Below are 17,018 nucleotides of genomic sequence, written 5' to 3' on the forward strand. Positions count from 1 at the left end.
TCAATCGGCGCCTGACTTGCAGGCGCGCCGGGGCGGCGCCCATCCAGTTTCATCTGTGCCGCAAAATTTGAAGAATTCGTTAAGAACAACCGGCCCGCGGCAACGCGCCGCAGCCTCAAACTGCGGGCGTCACGCCGCCCAGCACGCGCGCGAACACGCTCGCATCCACATTCCCGCCGGACAGAACCAGCCCAACGCGCTTGCCCGCCATCCGGTCGCGCTCTTGCATCAGCGCCGCGAGCGGCGCGGCGCCCGCACCTTCTGCCAGGTTATGGGTGTCTTGGTAGTAGATCCGCATCGCTTCCGCGATCTCATCCTCGCTGACGGAGACCACGCGCTCGGCGCTCTTCGAATAGATATCGAACGCCTCCTTGGAGGGGATGCGCACCGACATCCCGTCGGCGAATGTGGCGCAGGTATTGGTCTCCACCACGCGGCCGGCCTCGACAGAGAGCTTGGCGCCGGCGGCGTTCTCGGCCACCACGCCCACGATTTTGGTCGCGAGGCCCAAGGCGTCCCGCGCCATGATCGTCCCGCAGATGCCAGAGCCCAGCCCGATGGGCACATAGACCGTGTCCAGATCCGGCGCGGCGGTGAAGAGCTCTAGCCCGTAAGTCGCGACCCCACGGACCAGCTCCTCATGGAACGAGGGCACCATGGTCAGCCCCTCGGCCTCGGCCACGCGCAGCGCCTCGACCCGCGCCGCGTCGAAATCCGTGCCATGCTCCACAACCTCGGCCCCATAGCCGCGCATCGCGGCGTTTTTCTCGACGGAGTTGCCGCGCGGCACGAAGACCTTCACCTGAAGGCCTGCTGCGACGGCGGCCCGCGCCTGGCTTTGACCGTGATTGCCGCGCGTGGCGGTGCAGATGCCGCGCACCTCGGGGTGCGCGCGTCGCAGCCAATCGATATAGGTCACCCCGCCACGCACCTTAAAGGCGCTCGTCGGCGCGTGGTTCTCGTGCTTGACCCGGACCTCCGCCGCGCCGGTGCGGGCGGTCAGGAGCGGCCAGACATGCTGAGGTGTCGGCGGAACGTGGGCGTGGACCAGCGCAGCGGCGTCGTGCAGTTCGTCGACCGAGAATTTCATCAGATATTCTCGACCTGCGGCATGCCCAGAACGTGGAATCCGCTGTCGACCATGATGGTCTCGCCGGTTGTGCAGGCGCCATAGTCGCTGGCCAGGTAAACGGCCGTCCCGCCCACGGCTTCCAGCGTCGCGTTGGCGCGCAGCGGGCTGTTCATCTCTGTGTGCTTGAAGGTCTTGCGCGCGCCGCCGATGGCCGCCCCGGCAAGGGTCTTCATCGGGCCGGGTGAGATCGCGTTCACGCGGATGCCCTCGGGGCCCAAGTCGTTGGCCAGGTACTTGACCGTGCTTTCCAGCGCCGCCTTGGCCACGCCCATCACGTTGTAGAACGGCGTCACCCGACTCGAACCCTGATAGGTCAGGGTCAGCACGGTGCCGCCCTCGGTCATCATGGCCCGCGCGCGGCGGGTCACGTCGATCAGCGAGTAACAGCTGATCGCCATCGAGTTGGCAAAGTTCTCGGCGGAGGTGTCGATGAACCGCCCGGTCAGCTCGCTGCGATCCGAGAAGGCGATGGCGTGCACGACAAAGTCCAGGCGGTCCCACTTCGCCGCCAACGCCTCGAACGCCGCGTCCATCTTGGCCGGGTCCATAACGTCGCAATCGATCATCACGTCAGAGCCGAGCGACGCCACCAGCGGTTCCACCCGCTTGCCGAACGCCTCGCCCTGGTAGGTGAAGGCCAGCTCTGCGCCCTCGGCGGCCAGGGCCTTTGCAATACCCCACGCGATCGAGCGCTCGTTGGCGACGCCCATGATCAGCCCGCGCTTTCCGGTCATCAAGTTTGCCATGGGTCCTATCCGTTAAATCTCGACAGCAGCATCGATCCATTCGTGCCGCCAAAGCCAAAGGAATTCGTCATCACGGTGTCAAGCCCGGCCTGTTCGACTGTCTCGGTGGCGATCTCTCCGGGATTAATCTCTGGGTCCAAGGTCTCGACGTTGATCGAGGGCGTGATGAAGTCCCCATCAAGCATCAGCAGGCAGAAGATGGCCTCCAACGCGCCCGCCGCCCCCTGGGCGTGACCGGTCATGGATTTGGTTGAGCTGATCGTCGGGGCCTGCCCGGCCCCGAAGACGCGGCGCACCGCTTCGACCTCGCCAACATCACCCACCGGCGTCGACGTGCCATGCGCGTTGATATAGCTGATCTTGCGGCCCGCGGGCAGCGTCTTGGCGGCCAGCCGCATCGCGCGCTCGCCGCCCTCTCCGCTGGGGGCCACCATGTCGTGCCCGTCGGACGTGGCCCCGAACCCGGTGACCTCCGCGTAGATCTTGGCCCCGCGCGCCTGCGCGCGCTCGAGGTCCTCCAACACAACCATGCCGCCGCCGCCGGAGATCACGAACCCATCGCGGTCCGCGTCGAAGGCGCGACTGGCGCGGCCCGGAGTGTCGTTATATTTCGAGCTCATCGCCCCCATTGCGTCGAAGAGGCAAGACAGCGTCCAATCCAATTCCTCGCCGCCGCCCGCGAACATCACATCCTGCTGGCCCAGCATGATCTGCTGCGCTGCCATGCCGATGCAGTGCAGGCTGGTCGAGCAGGCAGAGGTGATCGAGAAGTTGATGCCCTTAATCTTGTAGGCGGTCGAAAGGTTGGCCGACACGGTGCTCGACATGCATTTCGGCACCGCGAAGGGGCCGATGCGTTTGGGCGCGCCCTTTTCCAGCACAGTCTGGTGGGCGGCGAGCATGGCGCTCGTGGATGGCCCGCCCGACCCGGCGATCAGGCCGGTACCCGGATTTGAAACCTCTTCCGGGCTCAGCCCGGCGTCGGCGATCGCCTGCTCCAAAGCGTTATAGGCATAGGCTGACCCCGGCCCCATGAAACGCAGCAGGCGCTTGTCGATATGTTCGCTGGGGTCGAAATTGATCGCGCCCTTGACCTGGCTGCGAAATCCCCGCTCGACATAGTCCTCCGCGGTTACAATGCCGGATCGGCCCGCCCGCAGCGAAGCCGTGACCGCGTCCGCGGAATTTCCGATGGCCGAGACAATTCCCAAACCTGTGATGGCAACACGGCGCATGCGCGTCCTCCCTTTGGCGGGGCCCTTAGCTGTCGGCGGCTGCCAAGCCGACCTTCATGCTCTTGACCTCGCACACCAATTCACCATCCGCCAAGACGCGGCCATCAGCCACCCCCATTTTTAGCTTCCGGTCTATAACGCGTGTGAAATCTACCTGGTAGGTGACCAAAGCCCGATCCGGGCGCACCATGCCGCTTAGCTTTACCTCGCCCGCCCCCAGGGCGAACCCTTGGCCCTGCCAGCCGCGCCAGCCCAGATTGAAACCGGTCAGCTGCCAAAGCCCGTCCAGCATCAGGCAACCCGGCATCACGTTGTTGCCCGGGAAGTGGCAGGGAAAGAACCAAAGATCCGGCTTTATGTCGAGCTCGGCGACGATATGGCCCTTACCATGCGCGCCCTCGTCGCCCGAACAGTCCGTGATCCTGTCCATCATGAGCATCGGAGGTTCTGGAAGCTGGGCATTCCCTGGCCCAAATAGCTCGCCACGGGCGCACTGCAAAAGTGCTTCCTTGTTGAAGGACCTAGGAAATTCGCTCATATGTGGCGGAGCCTCAGAGTTGGTGCCAATTGATCCCGCCCCCTGTAACAGGAGTGCCAAAGCCCTGACAAGGGTCAGGCGAAGGGTCGCACACCAAAGCTTGCGATTTACATTGAAAGCCGCGGTGCGAAAACACTATAATACACGCAGCCAGGATTGCAGGTCATATGCAAAGCCAGAATGAAGCACAGGCCCGCGGGGCCAATTGGTTGTCGAACGCGGGGCTTCGCCCCACGCGGCAGCGTGTTGCATTGGCGTCGCTGCTTGTCGGAGACGGCAAGGACCGCCACGTGACCGCCGAGAGCCTTTATGCGGCCTCAAGCAAGTCCGGAGAGCCGGTGTCTCTGGCCACGGTGTACAACACGCTGCGCGCGTTCTGCGAGGCTGGTCTGATGCGTGAGATTACCGTCGATGGCTCAAAGAGCTATTTCGATACCAACACCACCAATCACCCGCATTTCTATTGGGAAGATACGGCGGCCTTGACCGATGCCCCGGTAGATCAACTTGTGATTTCGCAGCTGCCTGACACGCCCGAAGGCGCAGAAGTCGCGTCCGTGGATGTCGTTATCCGGTTACGGAGAAACTGAGTACTCCCGATCACAACCTAGTTTTAGGATGGCGCGGAACGATTGGATCGCGGCGCATCTCTAGGCAACCTTTGAAGTGATCTCATACCGGTCACCGCTCGAAGACGAGCCGCCATCTGATCGGAATTTGGAAACCAAATTGCTCAGTTCTTGCGCGTCGTTCTTAAGGCTATGGGTCGCGGCGGTTGCCTCTTCGACCATGGCGACGTTTTGTTGAGTCACGTTGTCCAGATGTGCAATGCCGTCATTGATTTCGTTCAACCCATCTGACTGCGCGGCAGCTAACCCGGCGATCTCCGTCACATGCGAGGATATGTTGGAGACCTGCTTTAGGATGTTTTCCAGCGCGGTGCCAGATTCGTTCACAAGGTCGACGCCGCGCCCGACCTGCGACGTTGCGCGGTCGATCAAAGTTTTGATCTCCGTCGCAGCCTCAGACGACCGGTGTGCCAGGGCCCGAACCTCTGTCGCCACGACCGCAAAGCCTTTCCCGGCCTCACCGGCGCGCGCGGCTTCGACACCGGCATTCAGTGCCAACAGATTCGTCTGGAATGTGATGTCTTCGATAACGTTGATGATCTGACCGATTTGGTTAGAGCTCTCGTTGATCTGCGTCATCGCATCTACCGCGTTTCGCACGACCTCGCCCGACGCTTCCGCGTCCGCGCGCGCGCCAAGAACGATGCCTTCAACCTCTTTGGCGCCCTGCGCGGTCGAGGTTACGGATTTCGTCAACTCCCCAAGTGACGCTGCGGTTTCCTCTAGCGTGGCGGCCTGGTTCTCTGTGCGGCGCGCGAGTTCATCGGAAGATTCGCTCAATTCGTTGCTATGCGATTCAATGCCGTCTGCGTTCTGCCGAACGACAGACATCGCATTGCGCAGCACGCCCAGCGTCGTATTGTAGTCTTCGCGCAGGCCTTCGTATTCCGGATCGAAAGTGGTCTCGATTGGCTTGGTGAGGTCGCCCTCGGCCAAGGAATGCAACGCCACGCTTAGCTGTTCGACGACGCTTTGTTGGGCGGCTTGTTGGGCGGCAACTTTATCGGCCGCCGCGCGGGCATCGGAATCTGCCTGCTTTGCTTGCTCGTCCAGGCGCATTGCCTCAATCAGGCTGAGGCGTTGAGTTTCCAGTGCCCTCGCCATCTGGCCGACTTCGTCCCCGACATTTCGGTGCGGTACGGCGGCATCAAGATCGCCCTCCGAGACTTTCTTCATTGCCTGCGTGACGTCCACCAATGGGCGCGAAATCCAACGACGCAGAAAGAAAGCGCCAAAAAGCAGCAAGACCACAAACACCCCGCCGGCCGTAATCCAGCTTTCAATCTTCTCCCTATAGACCGCTTTTAGGCTCAACTGGGCCGTCCAGTCCGAGGCAATAACGCCAACAACCTGGGCCCTGTCACCGGCGCCCATGACCACGGGCACGGCCCACAATAGCGAAGCACGGTTTTCCTGGACCAAACCTGTCTCCAACGCCTGCGTGGCAAGCGCTGATAGCGCAGAAACGCGGGCCTCATCCAACGCGCCAACCGACCCAACAGCACTGCCGGACGCATCGAAAACGAGCATTCCATTCAGGATGTCAGCATCGCGGGTCAACTGCGTGTCCATCTCTTCCAGCAGCTTATCGTATTTCTTGAACCGGACCGCCGAGGCCGAGCTGTTGGCCAAGGTATGACTGACCACTTCAGCGTGATCGGTGACTTGGCTCAGGACGATCCGTGTCAGCATCTGCGAGGACTGGAAAGCGGGCACCGCCGCAACCACCGCTGCAGTGCCGGCAATCAGAAAGAGTGCCTTTACGAACACGGAAATTGAGCGTGAGACTTTGATTTCAGTTTGGCTTGCGGTCACTTTTCAATTCCAATCCAGTCACAATCGGGCGGTCGAGGCGCCGGGAAGTGGTCGTCTACAGCAACGCGTCGGCGTTGACGCCAACCGTGATGGCGCCAATGGGCGCACCGCTTGCTGGATCCACAATCGTCATTGAGATCTGGCCCTGATAGGTCTGCGTGGACTCATCGAAATCAACGTCGCTTAGGTGGAATGCGCCAGCCCCCATTGGGTAGGTCTTGCTGAATTTGGCCTCGTCGCCTTGCCACATGTCCGATGTCACGTCGGATGCGGCGACGTTCAGGCCGTGGTTGTCCATGATGAAGACCTCGGTGATCATGCCACCGGATGCGGCGACATGCTGTCGCAAGAAATCTGAGGCAGAGTTCATCAAAACGGGCGTGATTGTTGGCGCATTGGCCATCCCAACTTCAGCGCGCCAAGCCTGGTCCATTGCGTCGATATCGGCCTGGGCAAGGCCCGCGTAGCGCGCGTTCTGGTCCATGATGGCGGACACAATGACGGCGTCATTCGCCCAGTTCATAATTTCCGTGCTCATAAAGCTTTCCATCGCAGGGGCGAATTCATTCGCCGATGCAGACGTGGCGGCCGCGATTGCGAAGGCGGCAAGGGTCGAACGGTACATTAAAAATCTCCGACTATGATCGATGTGAGTCGGGGTCTAGCAATGAAGACCTTCGAAATTCCTAACCAGCGCAGTTGTCCTAAAATGCGAGATTCAAAAAATAGACTAAAACCATTGCCCGGGCTCCATGAGCCCCAGATCCAATAGCTGCTGGGAATGCCATTGGAACGCCGTAGAGTTGTGCCAGCGGAAAGAGGATATCTCGAACTTTGATCCGGCGTTGCTTTTCAACGCCTTCGCCGTGCGGAACGAGCAGATCGCGGCGGTGATGTTGTGGTGCCACGGGCAGGCGTAGGTGTTGTACTCCTCGTCAGAGAACGTGTGATCCGGGCGGAGTTTCAGGCCCTGCTGGGCCCGAAAGATCGCGATGCGATCTATCTTTCGGCGGTCGGTGGGGACGTGCTCTTCGAACCTCCAGCGCAGGCCGCCAAAGAAATCCAGCTGCCGTTCCTTGGGGTGGCCGACCTCGTCGGGCCGCGCCAGCGCGTAATACCCCGACTTGTCCAGATGCGCGTCCGACAGGCTGACGGCGTCCGGCGTGGCCTCCAGATCCGAGGCGTAGAGGTCAACGACATAGGTCAAAACCGCGTCGCGCCGCTCTTCGGTGTGAAAGGCCAGCATCTCGTCAATGCTGCGTGTCTCGCAGAACGGGTAGAACAGGAACTCGGCGTTGTAGCAGTAATAGAGCCACAATCCCGGCGCGGCGTCCGAAAGGGCACTCACGGCGATCTCAAGCGCGTTGGGCCGCATCATGGAGTACCGGATGCGATGCACGGTCTCGGACAGATCCATCGGCAGGGCCAGCTCGTCGGGGGCGAAGACCAGGATCTCTTTGAAGATACCGTAATGGGCCTCGGCGCGAATCTCGGTCGTTACGCTTGAAGCGGTGTCGCAGAGAGGGTGTCGTTGCCCTTTGATACGCATGATGCGTGTCTACGAGGTCTTGCCAGATGGCGCGCCTCAATTCCAAAGAATAGAAAGGACAACGACATGGATATCTTTATCGGACTGGACGTCTCTCTGGCAAGCACGGCTGTTTGCGTGCTCGGTGATCGCGGCAAGATCCTGAAGGAAACTGACGTCGCCAGCGAGCCGGAAGTGTTGGTCAGCTTCCTCAAGGCCTTGCCCTGCGAGATTACCGGGATTGGCCTGGAAGCGGGTCCACTGTCCCAATGGCTTCACAAGGGGCTGACCGAGGCCGGGCTACCCGCGATCCTGATGGAAACGCGGCAAGTGAAGGCGGCGCTGAAAGCAAGCCCGATCAAGACGGATCGGCGGGATGCACAGGGGATCGCGCATCTCCTGCAGATGGGTTGGTTCAGCGCCGTGCACTGCAAGTCGGTTCCTGCTCAGGAAACACGCGTGTTGCTGACGGCGCGCAAGGCGATCCAGAAGGTACTGATCCAGTTGGAACTGTCGGTGCGGGGCGTGTTGCGCAACTTTGGCCTGAAGATGGGACCCGTCTCGAAAGGTCGCTATGACCAGCGGGTCAGGGACCTGGCGGCGGGCAATACTGTGCTGAAAGCGGCTATTGAGCCGATCCTGCGTGCCCGCGCAGAGCTGCGAAGGGAACTTGCGGGGTTCGAGAAGATGGTGCGCGATCAGGCGAAGATCGATCCGATCTGTCGCCTGCTGATGACCATGCCCGGTGTGGGTGCCGTCGTTGCGCTGACGGTGAAGGCCGCGATCGATGATCCCACACGCTTCAAACGATCTCGTGATGTTGGCCCCTGGGTCGGGCTGACGCCGGGGCGGGATGAATCCGGCGAGCGGTCCATTGTGGGCGCGATCACCAAGGTCGGAGACGCAGGTCTCCGGGCGGCGCTCTACCAGGCGGCCAACGTGATGCTGCATCATGGCGGCCCGAACTGGCTCAAGTCCTGGGCGCTGCGCCTTGCCGAGCGTCGTGGGAAGAGACGTGCCACCGTGGCGCTGGCCCGTCGCATCGGCGTGGTGCTGCACCGGATGTGGGTGGATGGAACCGGGTTCCGCTTCACCCGTGACGAGGCGATGGCGCTCCGGCAGAACGCCTGAGCGCCCCGCATCCATGATTGAAATGTTTTCAGCACAAGGAGCGTTCGGCCGCACCTGACGGTGCCGGCCCACCAGTGTCCCAGCCGGGACGCGGTCCCCGATGATGTACGCAAGCTGCCATCTGCCGACCCGTTCCAGGGTTGAGCGCGCCCTGAAGATCGACACTCGGGAGCCGAACCGGACAAGGTATGAAGTTGGCAGCCATTGCGCTGACCACGGACGGAAGCACGAGCCCGGCGCAGACACATCACGGTGAGCAGGCATGCCGACAGGCGAGGCCAACAACACTGGCATATTCCCCATCGCCACAGCACAATCACTCCGCTGTGAACCTCACTGCGCCTGGCAGGCACCCCGGAAACCTTCGTCGGTTCCCGGGTTTTTGAGGGTGAAAACGCTGTCCTTGACATCAACTGGCCCATTACGGAAGCGCAGCTTAAGGTGGTGCCGGATGGTGGCCTCGACCTCCACCAAGTCCTCGACGAAGATCATCGCCACCGGGCCCTTGGCCAAGGCGTCGGCGCCGTGGCGTATGAAATCGTCTAAACTGTCGAAGCGCATGAGATGCCTATCCGCGTTCTTTGGCCCAGAAGGTCCCTGAATTGTGCGCTTTGTGCAAGCCGCGCATATGGAACGCTATAGCGCGGCCCGGCGCGCCATGGAATCCCCGCGTTGGAATGGGCGCCTAGGGTGTCGCGTTGAACACAAAGAGCGTCTCGCCGCCGATCTGATAGCCGTCGATCAATGCCTGCGCCACAGGCGACACCAGCCAAGCCTCCAGGCGCCCGGCTTGCGCCGCCTGGACATGCGGATGCCGGTCCGGGTTCACCGGCAGGTAGGCGTATTGGTTAAAAAGCTCCGGATCACCGGCAAAGAGCAGCGCCAGGCCCGCCTTGTTGCCAAAGTTCAACCAGCTCGCGCGGTCGGCAAGGATATAGGCGTCCATCCCAGCGGCGGCGTTCAGCGCGGCGCCCATCCCGGCGCCGACGGAGCGGTACCAGCGCTCAAAATCCTCAGGGGCGAGGCCCGCGCCCTGCCAGAGGCGCAGCTCTTTTTTATGCGTACCACTGTCGTCGCCACGGCTCACAAAGGTGGTGGCATTGCTCGCAATGGCGCGCAACGCCGCGACCGCGTCGGCGCTGCCCGAGATGCGTGCGGGGTCGTCCGACGGTCCCACCAGCACGAAGTCATTATACATGATTTCTCTGCGGTGCGTGCCGTAGCCCTCTGTCACAAAGGCCTCCTCGGCGGCGCGAGAGTGCACCAATATGGCGTCCACATCGCCGGCGCGGCCCAATCGCAGGGCCTGCCCGGTGCCCACCACCAGCAGCTGCACGTCAAGGTCCAGATCCGCTTTGATGCGCGGCAGCAGGACCTCTGCCAGCCCGGAATTGTGGAAGGATGTTGTGACCGCCATGCGCAGGGTCTCGCCGGCCTGCGCCGCCGTCGACAAGGCCAAGAGGGCCAAGGCAAGGATGAGCTTTCTCATTCCACGATGTCTCCTTTGAGGAAGGCGCGGGCTTCCGCGGTGTCGGGGCCTGCGAAGAACTCTGGCGCCGGGCGCGCCTCGTGCACGCGCCCATGCAACAGGAACAGCACATCATCGGCCATCCGGCGGGCCTGGCCCATGTCATGCGTCGCCAAGACAAGCTTGGTGCCCTCGGCCTTGGCGTTTGCCAGGATGGTTTCAATCTCGCGCATGGAGCGACCATCAAGCGCCGCGCAGGGCTCGTCAAGGAACAGAAGTTCGGGCTTTAGGATCAGCGCGCGCGCCAGGGCGAGCTTTTGTTGCTCACCGCCGGAAAGCGCCCCGGCGGAGCGGTCCAGCATGTCGCCCAGCCCGATGCGTTCGGCCCATTGATCGGCCTGCGCGCGGGCCTCGGGGCGGCGGGTCCCGCGGAGCTGCAGCGGATAGGCGATGTTGTCGCGCACATTGCGGCGCAGCATGACGGGGCGCTGAAACACAAAGGCCTGCGCCGCGCGGGCCTGCTCTAGCGGGCAGTTCCAGGTGATCGTGCCGCGGCTCAGCCGCGCGGTGCCGTGCAGCAGCGACAGCAGGGTGGTCTTGCCGGAGCCGTTTGGCCCGATGACAACGGTGGTCCCGGGGCCATCCATGGTCAAATCCACCGGGCCGACCAGGGTCTTGCCGCGCCGGCGCGCCTCGGCGCCGGTCACGGTGAGGGGGAGCAGAGCGCTCACCAGCGGCCCTCCCGTTCGGTGCGGCCCAGCCCGTGGATGACCAGGTTGACCGTCACGGCCAGCGCGATCAGCACAAAGCCCAGCCCCAGCGCCAAGGCAAAATCGCCCCTTCCGGTCTCCAAGGCAATCGCCGTGGTCAGAACCCGGGTCACATGGTCGATATTGCCGCCGACGATCATGATGGCGCCGACCTCGCCGATGGCGCGGCCAAAGCCCGCCAGCGCGGCGGTCAAGAGCGCGCGGCGCGCGTCCCACAAGAGCGTCTGCATCTTCTGCCGCTGGGTGACGTTGAGCGAGATCAAAAGGTCGTGGTAGTCGGTCCACAGCTCGCGCAGGGACTGATGCGCGATGGACGCGATAAGGGGCACGATGATGATCACCTGGGCGATGATCATCGCCGTGGGCGTGAACAGCAGCCCAAACACCCCGAACGGGCCGGAGCGGCTCAGCAGGATGTAGACCACCAGCCCAACCACAACCGGGGGCAGCCCCATCAGGGCGTTTAGCACCGCGATCACCGCGCGGCGCCAGCGGAACCGGCGCACCGCCAGCAGCGCCGCCAAGGGCAGGGCGATCAGCGAGGCAATCACAAGCGCCGTCAGCGTCACCTGCAGAGATCGCAGCGTGATCTCTATGAGGTCCGGGTCCAGCCTAACGACCAGCCAGAAGGCCGCGGCCAAACCGTTCCAAACGTCCAGCATCCCTGACGAATTCCCTCGTTTGGTCTGTCTTAGACCGAGCGCAGCATGGGCGCAATCTTGGCGCGCAGCTTGGGCAGGGCGTCGAAGACCGCTTCCAGAGCGGCGGGGTCGGTGTCATCGGCGGCGCGGGCCGCGCGGTCGATCAGCGCGATATGCTGGGTGAGGCCAAGCATGCTGGCGGACCCGCGCAGCTTATGCAGCTCGGCCCCAAGCTCTTGCCATTGCGCGGGGCCCGATGGCGCGGCGGTGCCCATGGCGTTGACCTCGGTAAAGAAGCGTTCACAGGTCTCAACGGTCTTGTCATGGCCCAGGGTCGCGGCCAGTTCGCCCAGGATTTCGCCGTCAATCGCGGCGCTTGCGCCGGGGCCGGTGGCGGTGGGAACCGGTTGGCGGTCCAGGATCGGCCCAAGCTCTTTTATACGGATGGGTTTGCTGGCGAACGCGTCCATGCCAGCGGCCAATGCGGCGTCGCGGAACTCGTTGGAGCCGAAGGCGGTCAGCCCCACGATGTAGCTTGCCTGGTTTGGCCCGTCTCCGGCGCGGATGCGTTCGGTGACCTCGATCCCGGTGAGCTTTGGCATGCTGATGTCGATGATCAGCGTGTCAAAGGCCTCGTCCTGAGCGATCAAGAGCCCCTCGGCCCCGTCCGTCGCGGTTCTGACCCTGTGGCCCAGGCGCTGCAGCATCTCGGTCAGGACCATGCTGTTTATCGCGTTGTCTTCCATGATCAGGATCGATTTTTGATCCTCCTCGGCGGCCGGCATCGCGGATGACGGTGGATGCGTCGACCGGGCCTCCGGTTGGGCGCTTGGAATGAAGGGCAGCGTTAATGTGAAGGTGCTGCCAGCCCCGACTTCGCTCGTGACGTCGATATCCCCGCCCATCAGCTGGGCGAGCTTGCGGCTGATGGCAAGGCCCAGCCCGTCGCCGCGTATCTGCCGGCCCTTGCCGGGGTCCAGCGCCACGAAATTCTCAAAGATCGTGTCTAGATGCGTGCTCGGGATGCCGGGCCCGGTGTCGTTGACCGAGATGGTGAAGCGGTCCGGGCTGTCCTGGGGCGTTCCCGACGCCACGACGCTGATGCCGCCGCTCTGGGTGAACTTGATGCCGTTGCCGACCAGGTTGGTCACGATCTGAGTGAGGCGACCGCTGTCACCGCATGCCATCGACGCGACCTCTGGTTTTACATCGAGGGTTAGGGTCAGGCCCTTCTCCGCGGCGAGGGCTCTTAGAACGCTGACGACGCGCTCCAGCGCTTCGGGGATCGAATAGCTTGCATCTTCAAGCGTGAAGGCCCCGGCCTCTATGCGCGCGATGTCCAGCGCCTCGTCGGTGTGCTCCAATAGGATCTGACCCGAGGCGGCGGCAACGTCGACATAGCGGCGTTGCTGCGCGTCCAGGTCGGTGGTCTCCAGCAGGTCCAGAACGCCCAGAATGCCGTTCAAGGGCGTGCGCATCTCGTGGCTCATGACGGCGAGGAACTGGGATTTGGCTTGGTCGGTGCGACGGGCCTGGTCGCGGGCGTCGATAAGCGCCTGCTGGGCCCGCTTTTCGGCGCTGATGTCGCGCATATAGGCGATATGTATGTCGCCTTGGGGGTGGCTTGTGCGGGCGATGCTAAGCTCTAGCGGAAAGGTCTTGCCGGTCTTGGTTTGCCCGCAGAGCTCCATCCGGCGTGGCACGTCCCCGGCGCTGGCAGGCTCGGCGCTGATTGCGCTCCAATCGGGGTTGCCATCCGTCCTGGCGATGAGCGTTTCGCCAAGGCATTTCCCGCGTGTCTCCGCCACGGTCCAGCCGAATATCTGCGTCGCGGCCTCGTTCATCTCTAGGATTTTCCAGCGATGATCCGCCAGGATGATGCCGTCATAGGCGGCCGCCACGGTGGCCGAGGCGCGCTCGGTGGTGGCACGCAGCTCGGCGTCGGCCCTCCGGGCGCGGACAAGCAGGCGATCCAGCACGAAGAGCAGCAAAAGAAGCCCAACGATCAATCCCACCGCCAGAAGCCCAGAGCGCCTCAGCGTCTGGGCAAAATCATCGCGCGCGCTATCCCCCGCCCGTGCTATCTCGGTCAGTCCGGCGACGGCCAGCATGCGGGCGTTGCGCATCGCCGCCGCGGTCAGCGGGGCGAGGGCGCCCAGTTCGCTCTTGGAGATCGTTTCAACGCTGTCGATGAGGCTGGCGGCTTGCCCGGCGAAGGTCTCTAGTTGCCTGAGATGGCCGACCGCGCGTTCATTGCCCGCAATGACGGCAAAGGCCTGCCCCTGCGAGATCAGCCCAATGCGGCTAAGCGCGATATCCGTGCGCAGCCGAATGCGGGCGTCATCTGGGGCCCGGCTGGCGCGTTCCTCGGCGATGGCAGCGGCCAGCAGGGCGATCTCTGTCTCGACCTGTAGGAAGGACCATTGCAGGTTGTCGCTCGCCGCGGTGGACAGCATGCGCAATTCGCGCTGCAGGTTGGTGGCCAGCGTCGCCAAAAGCAGTATCAGCCCCGCGATGGTCGCAAGGATTACTGGCCGAGTTAGCATCATGATATGTTGCCCGCGCGAAATCCCTTGCGCATAGCTACCGCAGGCGGGGGTGTCATTCCATTATGGAAATTTCGCGCAATTGCCAGATGGATCGGGCGTAGGCTTGTTCGGTGCGATAGGAGGCGTCGGAATCGTAGGGATAGACCACCCAGTAGGGGCCTTTCTGTCGCACGGGGATCACTTCGCCGTCCATCCGGGTCGCCACGATGGGATAGGTGTCGCCGATCTCGGCCAGCGGGACCTCGACCGAATAGGCGTTGAGCGCGGTCAGCACCACGCTACGCGCGTCCTCTAGGTCGGCGCCGCATTCTGCGAGCACCGCGCGAAGCGGCACGCCTGCAAAGCTGACGGCGTCCTCGGTCCAGACGGTGGTGGTCTCGAAAGAGACCTGCTGCATCCGGTCAAGGTCAGCGCGCGAAAGGGAATGGGCGACCCCGGTTTCCTGGTCTTGCGTGCTCAGAAGACAGGTAACGGTGTCGGAATTTGCTGTGGATGCCCCGAGACAAAAAACAAGGGCCAGGAAATTCCGCGTGAGTGGTGGCATTTTGTACAATCTTTTGCGACAGAAGCCGAGGTCATTCGCAGGCTACGATATTCTGTTCTGGCTGTGTTGGGTAATGAGGATAGGTGGCCTATTCGAAAGGATAGGATTTGGCTGATTTCAGGCGTGCCGGGTGATAGGCTTGGGAATTATGCGTGCAAGTAAGTAGGGCCATGCAACGGATTCTAATCGCAGATGATCATGACCTGGTGCGCGACACGATTGCCGCGTTCATTTCGCAGCAGCCCGATCTGCGCGCGACGACCGCGTCCACGCTGCCCGAGGCCTTGCGGCTGCTGGGGCGACCCGCTGATTTTGACCTGACAATCCTCGACTACAAGATGCCCGGGATGGACGGGCTGGACGGGCTGCGGGCTGCGATGGCCAAACACCCGCGGATGGCCTTCGCCTTGATGTCCGGAGAGGCGCCCGACGAGGTGGCCAAGCAGGCCATGGATATGGGGGCGGTGGGCTTTTTCCCAAAGTCGCTCTCGGCCAACAGCCTGGTCAGCGCGGTGCGGCTGGTGCTTTCGGGTGACTGTTACTTTCCGTTTCGGGCCGAGAAGCGGTCGCCGAGCGCCTCGATCCAACGCTCTGACTATCGCGGCTTGTCCGCGCGCGAGACCGAGACGCTTCGCAAGCTATGTTTGGGCAAATCCAACAAGGAAATCGCGCTCGATCTGGACATCAAAGAGGTCACGGTAAAGCTGCATGTAAAGAACATCCTGGCGAAGATGCAGGTGCGCAACCGCACGCAGGCGGCGCTGGTGGCGCGCGATGAGGGGTTCGTCTGAGGATGGGCGCGTCTGCAGGGATGCTCTCCGTGGGCGGGCTTACCCACCAGATAGAGCGGCTCTCGACCGGCGCCCGGCAGATCGTGGCCCTTGTGGGGCCGCCCGGTGCGGGGAAGTCGACGATGGCCGAGGCGATCGTCGACGGGCTGAACGCGGGCTCTCCGGGCAGGGCGGCTGTCCTGGCCATGGATGGGTATCACTTCGATGATGCGGTGCTGCGCACGCGCGGCCGACTGGCCCGCAAGGGCGCGCCCGATACGTTCGATGTCGGCGGGCTCGCGGCGATGCTGTTGCGGCTGCGCCAGAATACCGAGGACGAGATCGCCGTTCCGGTCTTTGACCGGGGGATCGAAGTGTCGCGCGCCGGGGCCGCCTTTATCCCGCAAACCGCGCAGGTCGTGCTTGTCGAGGGGAACTACCTGCTTCTGGACCAGGCGCCCTGGCGCGGTCTTGCCGGGCTCTTCGACCACTCGGCGATCATCCGCGTCAGCGAGGCAGAGCTGCGCCGGCGGCTGCGCGCGCGCTGGCAGCATCACGGCCTAAGCGAGGATGCCATCGTCGCTAAGTTGGAAGAGAATGACCTGCCCAATGCGCGGTTCGTCTACGCCAATAGCCGCGCGGCGGATAGCCAGGTCGACGGCGCGTTGCCATTGACGGCCTAAAGCTCAGGCGCGACGCTCGCGGCGGCATCCAAAAGCGCCGCGCGGGCGCGGTCAATGAAGGCGCCGTCAAAGCGGCGCAGCATGCCAAAGACCGACATCGACAGAACCATCTGCCCGTCTATATTGCGCACCGGTACCGCCACCGCGCCCAGGTCGGGCTCGTTGTCGCCCTCGTTCGTGGCGTATCCTTGGGCGTATACGCGTTGAATTCGGGTCTCCACCGCGGCAAGATCCGGCTTCTCTAGGCTCGCAAACGAGGCGCTCTCAAGCCGCTCCCGCCGCTCGTCTTCGGGCATCTCGGCCAGCCAAAGGTAACCCTGCGCGGTCGTGTGAAACGGAAGCAAGGCCCCCTCGCGGACCTGTAACGAGATCGGTCGGTTGGAGTTGGCGTAGGCGATGCAGCTGGGGCCGTGCTGTGCCAAACGGCAGGCCATGATGGATTCGCCAAGCTCCCCGCAAAGCGCGTCGAGCGTGGGCTGAACCAAGGCCGCCAGCGTGCGCCGCCGCGCCGTGATCTGCCCCAGCTCTTCGATCCTGGGGCCTAGGGCGAAGCGCCCGCGCCGGGTGCTGCGAATGGCGCCGGCACGGTCCAGCGTCATCAGAAACCGATGCGCCGTGGCCGTGTTCATCCCAAGCTTCTTGGTCACCGTGGCCGTGGAAATCTCGTGCGCCTCATGGGTGAAGAGCGCTAGGATATCAAATCCCTTGAGGATGGAGTTGTTCAGCGGTGTGCTCATTCGGCGCCCCTCCGTCGCGCGAGACACGGCGCTTGACAAAAGTGATTCGTGTTCTCACAATATAAGATAGCAATCTTAATTATTGAGATCAAGGGGAGGGGG

General features: G+C 63.0%; 18 protein-coding genes. 4 read left to right on the forward strand and 14 right to left on the reverse strand.

What is annotated here, in order from left to right:
- Nucleotides 1–115 precede the first annotated feature (115 nt).
- From AIOL_RS22570 to fabA, 4 genes are read right to left on the reverse strand one after another with little or no spacing between them, the layout of a single operon-like run.
- Nucleotides 116–1,090, reverse strand: a complete 975-nt coding sequence (locus tag AIOL_RS22570; RefSeq protein ID WP_049645047.1) for a threonine dehydratase — start codon at nt 1,088–1,090, stop codon at nt 116–118.
- Entirely contained in the window at nt 1,090–1,878 is a 789-nt protein-coding gene (locus AIOL_RS22575) for an enoyl-ACP reductase FabI (protein ID WP_049645048.1), read from the reverse strand. The genes AIOL_RS22570 and AIOL_RS22575 overlap by 1 nt, the downstream gene beginning before the upstream one ends.
- Nucleotides 1,879–1,883: 5 nt before the next feature.
- On the reverse strand, nt 1,884–3,113 hold the full coding sequence (locus AIOL_RS22580; protein WP_049645049.1) for a beta-ketoacyl synthase N-terminal-like domain-containing protein: 1,230 nt from the start codon (nt 3,111–3,113) through the stop codon (nt 1,884–1,886).
- A gap of 25 nt (nt 3,114–3,138) precedes the next feature.
- Nucleotides 3,139–3,651: a bifunctional 3-hydroxydecanoyl-ACP dehydratase/trans-2-decenoyl-ACP isomerase gene (gene fabA, locus AIOL_RS22585; protein WP_049645050.1), complete on the reverse strand. Its 513-nt coding sequence runs from the start codon at nt 3,649–3,651 to the stop codon at nt 3,139–3,141.
- A gap of 167 nt (nt 3,652–3,818) precedes the next feature.
- Between fabA and irr the strand changes: the two genes are divergently transcribed.
- Entirely contained in the window at nt 3,819–4,241 is a 423-nt protein-coding gene (gene irr, locus AIOL_RS22590; RefSeq protein ID WP_049645051.1) for a Fur family transcriptional regulator Irr, read from the forward strand.
- Between the two features lie 60 nt (nt 4,242–4,301).
- Here the strand turns inward: irr and AIOL_RS22595 are convergent, their stop codons facing one another.
- The 3 genes from AIOL_RS22595 to AIOL_RS22605 form a co-directional block, all read right to left on the reverse strand.
- On the reverse strand, nt 4,302–6,095 hold the full coding sequence (locus AIOL_RS22595; RefSeq protein ID WP_152912646.1) for a methyl-accepting chemotaxis protein: 1,794 nt from the start codon (nt 6,093–6,095) through the stop codon (nt 4,302–4,304).
- Between the two features lie 55 nt (nt 6,096–6,150).
- Nucleotides 6,151–6,720: a hypothetical protein gene (locus AIOL_RS22600; RefSeq protein ID WP_049645052.1), complete on the reverse strand. Its 570-nt coding sequence runs from the start codon at nt 6,718–6,720 to the stop codon at nt 6,151–6,153.
- Nucleotides 6,721–6,825: 105 nt separating this feature from the next.
- On the reverse strand, nt 6,826–7,644 hold the full coding sequence (locus AIOL_RS22605) for a hypothetical protein (protein ID WP_049645053.1): 819 nt from the start codon (nt 7,642–7,644) through the stop codon (nt 6,826–6,828).
- A 66-nt stretch (nt 7,645–7,710) separates the two neighbouring features.
- Here AIOL_RS22605 and AIOL_RS22610 point away from each other — a divergent pair, with 66 nt between their 5' ends.
- On the forward strand, nt 7,711–8,754 hold the full coding sequence (locus AIOL_RS22610) for an IS110 family transposase (protein ID WP_049641827.1): 1,044 nt from the start codon (nt 7,711–7,713) through the stop codon (nt 8,752–8,754).
- A 333-nt stretch (nt 8,755–9,087) separates the two neighbouring features.
- On the opposite strand, the gene AIOL_RS22615 is transcribed toward AIOL_RS22610, so the two are convergent.
- From AIOL_RS22615 to AIOL_RS22640, 6 genes are all read right to left on the reverse strand, one after another.
- Nucleotides 9,088–9,315, reverse strand: coding sequence for a hypothetical protein (locus AIOL_RS22615; protein ID WP_049645054.1), 228 nt, complete (start codon nt 9,313–9,315; stop codon nt 9,088–9,090).
- Between the two features lie 124 nt (nt 9,316–9,439).
- Complete coding sequence (locus AIOL_RS22620; protein WP_049645055.1) at nt 9,440–10,243, reverse strand: substrate-binding domain-containing protein; 804 nt, start codon at nt 10,241–10,243, stop codon at nt 9,440–9,442.
- Nucleotides 10,240–10,953, reverse strand: coding sequence for an ATP-binding cassette domain-containing protein (locus AIOL_RS22625; protein WP_049645056.1), 714 nt, complete (start codon nt 10,951–10,953; stop codon nt 10,240–10,242). The genes AIOL_RS22620 and AIOL_RS22625 overlap by 4 nt, the downstream gene beginning before the upstream one ends.
- Nucleotides 10,950–11,654 (reverse strand): ABC transporter permease, encoded by a 705-nt coding sequence (locus tag AIOL_RS22630; RefSeq protein ID WP_049645057.1) that lies wholly within the window; start codon nt 11,652–11,654, stop codon nt 10,950–10,952. The genes AIOL_RS22625 and AIOL_RS22630 overlap by 4 nt, the downstream gene beginning before the upstream one ends.
- 29 nt (nt 11,655–11,683) lie before the next feature.
- Nucleotides 11,684–14,182 (reverse strand): hybrid sensor histidine kinase/response regulator, encoded by a 2,499-nt coding sequence (locus AIOL_RS22635; protein ID WP_049645058.1) that lies wholly within the window; start codon nt 14,180–14,182, stop codon nt 11,684–11,686.
- A 52-nt stretch (nt 14,183–14,234) separates the two neighbouring features.
- On the reverse strand, nt 14,235–14,726 hold the full coding sequence (locus AIOL_RS22640; protein ID WP_049645059.1) for a molybdopterin-dependent oxidoreductase: 492 nt from the start codon (nt 14,724–14,726) through the stop codon (nt 14,235–14,237).
- A 170-nt stretch (nt 14,727–14,896) separates the two neighbouring features.
- On the opposite strand from AIOL_RS22640, the gene AIOL_RS22645 reads away from it, so the two are divergent.
- On the forward strand, nt 14,897–15,517 hold the full coding sequence (locus AIOL_RS22645) for a response regulator transcription factor (protein ID WP_049645060.1): 621 nt from the start codon (nt 14,897–14,899) through the stop codon (nt 15,515–15,517).
- Between the two features lie 2 nt (nt 15,518–15,519).
- Complete coding sequence (locus AIOL_RS22650) at nt 15,520–16,179, forward strand: nucleoside/nucleotide kinase family protein (RefSeq protein ID WP_053101349.1); 660 nt, start codon at nt 15,520–15,522, stop codon at nt 16,177–16,179.
- Here AIOL_RS22650 and AIOL_RS22655 read toward each other — a convergent pair.
- A complete protein-coding gene (locus AIOL_RS22655) occupies nt 16,176–16,916 on the reverse strand; it encodes an IclR family transcriptional regulator (protein ID WP_049645061.1) in 741 nt (246 codons plus the stop codon). The genes AIOL_RS22650 and AIOL_RS22655 overlap by 4 nt on opposite strands.
- Nucleotides 16,917–17,018 lie beyond the last annotated feature (102 nt).

Source organism: Candidatus Rhodobacter oscarellae, from assembly GCF_001078595.1.
Lineage (GTDB): Bacteria > Pseudomonadota > Alphaproteobacteria > Rhodobacterales > Rhodobacteraceae > Rhodobacter_B > Rhodobacter_B oscarellae.

Coding starts and splice junctions, on each gene's coding strand:
- AIOL_RS22570 (WP_049645047.1), bottom strand. CDS start 1,090: ATGAAATTCTCGGTCGACGAACTGCACGACGCCGCTGCGCTGGTCCAC.
- AIOL_RS22605 (WP_049645053.1), bottom strand. CDS start 7,644: ATGCGTATCAAAGGGCAACGACACCCTCTCTGCGACACCGCTTCAAGC.
- AIOL_RS22645 (WP_049645060.1), top strand. CDS start 14,897: ATGCAACGGATTCTAATCGCAGATGATCATGACCTGGTGCGCGACACG.
- AIOL_RS22655 (WP_049645061.1), bottom strand. CDS start 16,916: ATGAGCACACCGCTGAACAACTCCATCCTCAAGGGATTTGATATCCTA.
- AIOL_RS22580 (WP_049645049.1), bottom strand. CDS start 3,113: ATGCGCCGTGTTGCCATCACAGGTTTGGGAATTGTCTCGGCCATCGGA.
- AIOL_RS22600 (WP_049645052.1), bottom strand. CDS start 6,720: ATGTACCGTTCGACCCTTGCCGCCTTCGCAATCGCGGCCGCCACGTCT.
- AIOL_RS22615 (WP_049645054.1), bottom strand. CDS start 9,315: ATGCGCTTCGACAGTTTAGACGATTTCATACGCCACGGCGCCGACGCC.
- irr (WP_049645051.1), top strand. CDS start 3,819: ATGCAAAGCCAGAATGAAGCACAGGCCCGCGGGGCCAATTGGTTGTCG.
- AIOL_RS22575 (WP_049645048.1), bottom strand. CDS start 1,878: ATGGCAAACTTGATGACCGGAAAGCGCGGGCTGATCATGGGCGTCGCC.
- fabA (WP_049645050.1), bottom strand. CDS start 3,651: ATGAGCGAATTTCCTAGGTCCTTCAACAAGGAAGCACTTTTGCAGTGC.
- AIOL_RS22620 (WP_049645055.1), bottom strand. CDS start 10,243: ATGAGAAAGCTCATCCTTGCCTTGGCCCTCTTGGCCTTGTCGACGGCG.
- AIOL_RS22640 (WP_049645059.1), bottom strand. CDS start 14,726: ATGCCACCACTCACGCGGAATTTCCTGGCCCTTGTTTTTTGTCTCGGG.
- AIOL_RS22635 (WP_049645058.1), bottom strand. CDS start 14,182: ATGATGCTAACTCGGCCAGTAATCCTTGCGACCATCGCGGGGCTGATA.
- AIOL_RS22610 (WP_049641827.1), top strand. CDS start 7,711: ATGGATATCTTTATCGGACTGGACGTCTCTCTGGCAAGCACGGCTGTT.
- AIOL_RS22630 (WP_049645057.1), bottom strand. CDS start 11,654: ATGCTGGACGTTTGGAACGGTTTGGCCGCGGCCTTCTGGCTGGTCGTT.
- AIOL_RS22650 (WP_053101349.1), top strand. CDS start 15,520: ATGGGCGCGTCTGCAGGGATGCTCTCCGTGGGCGGGCTTACCCACCAG.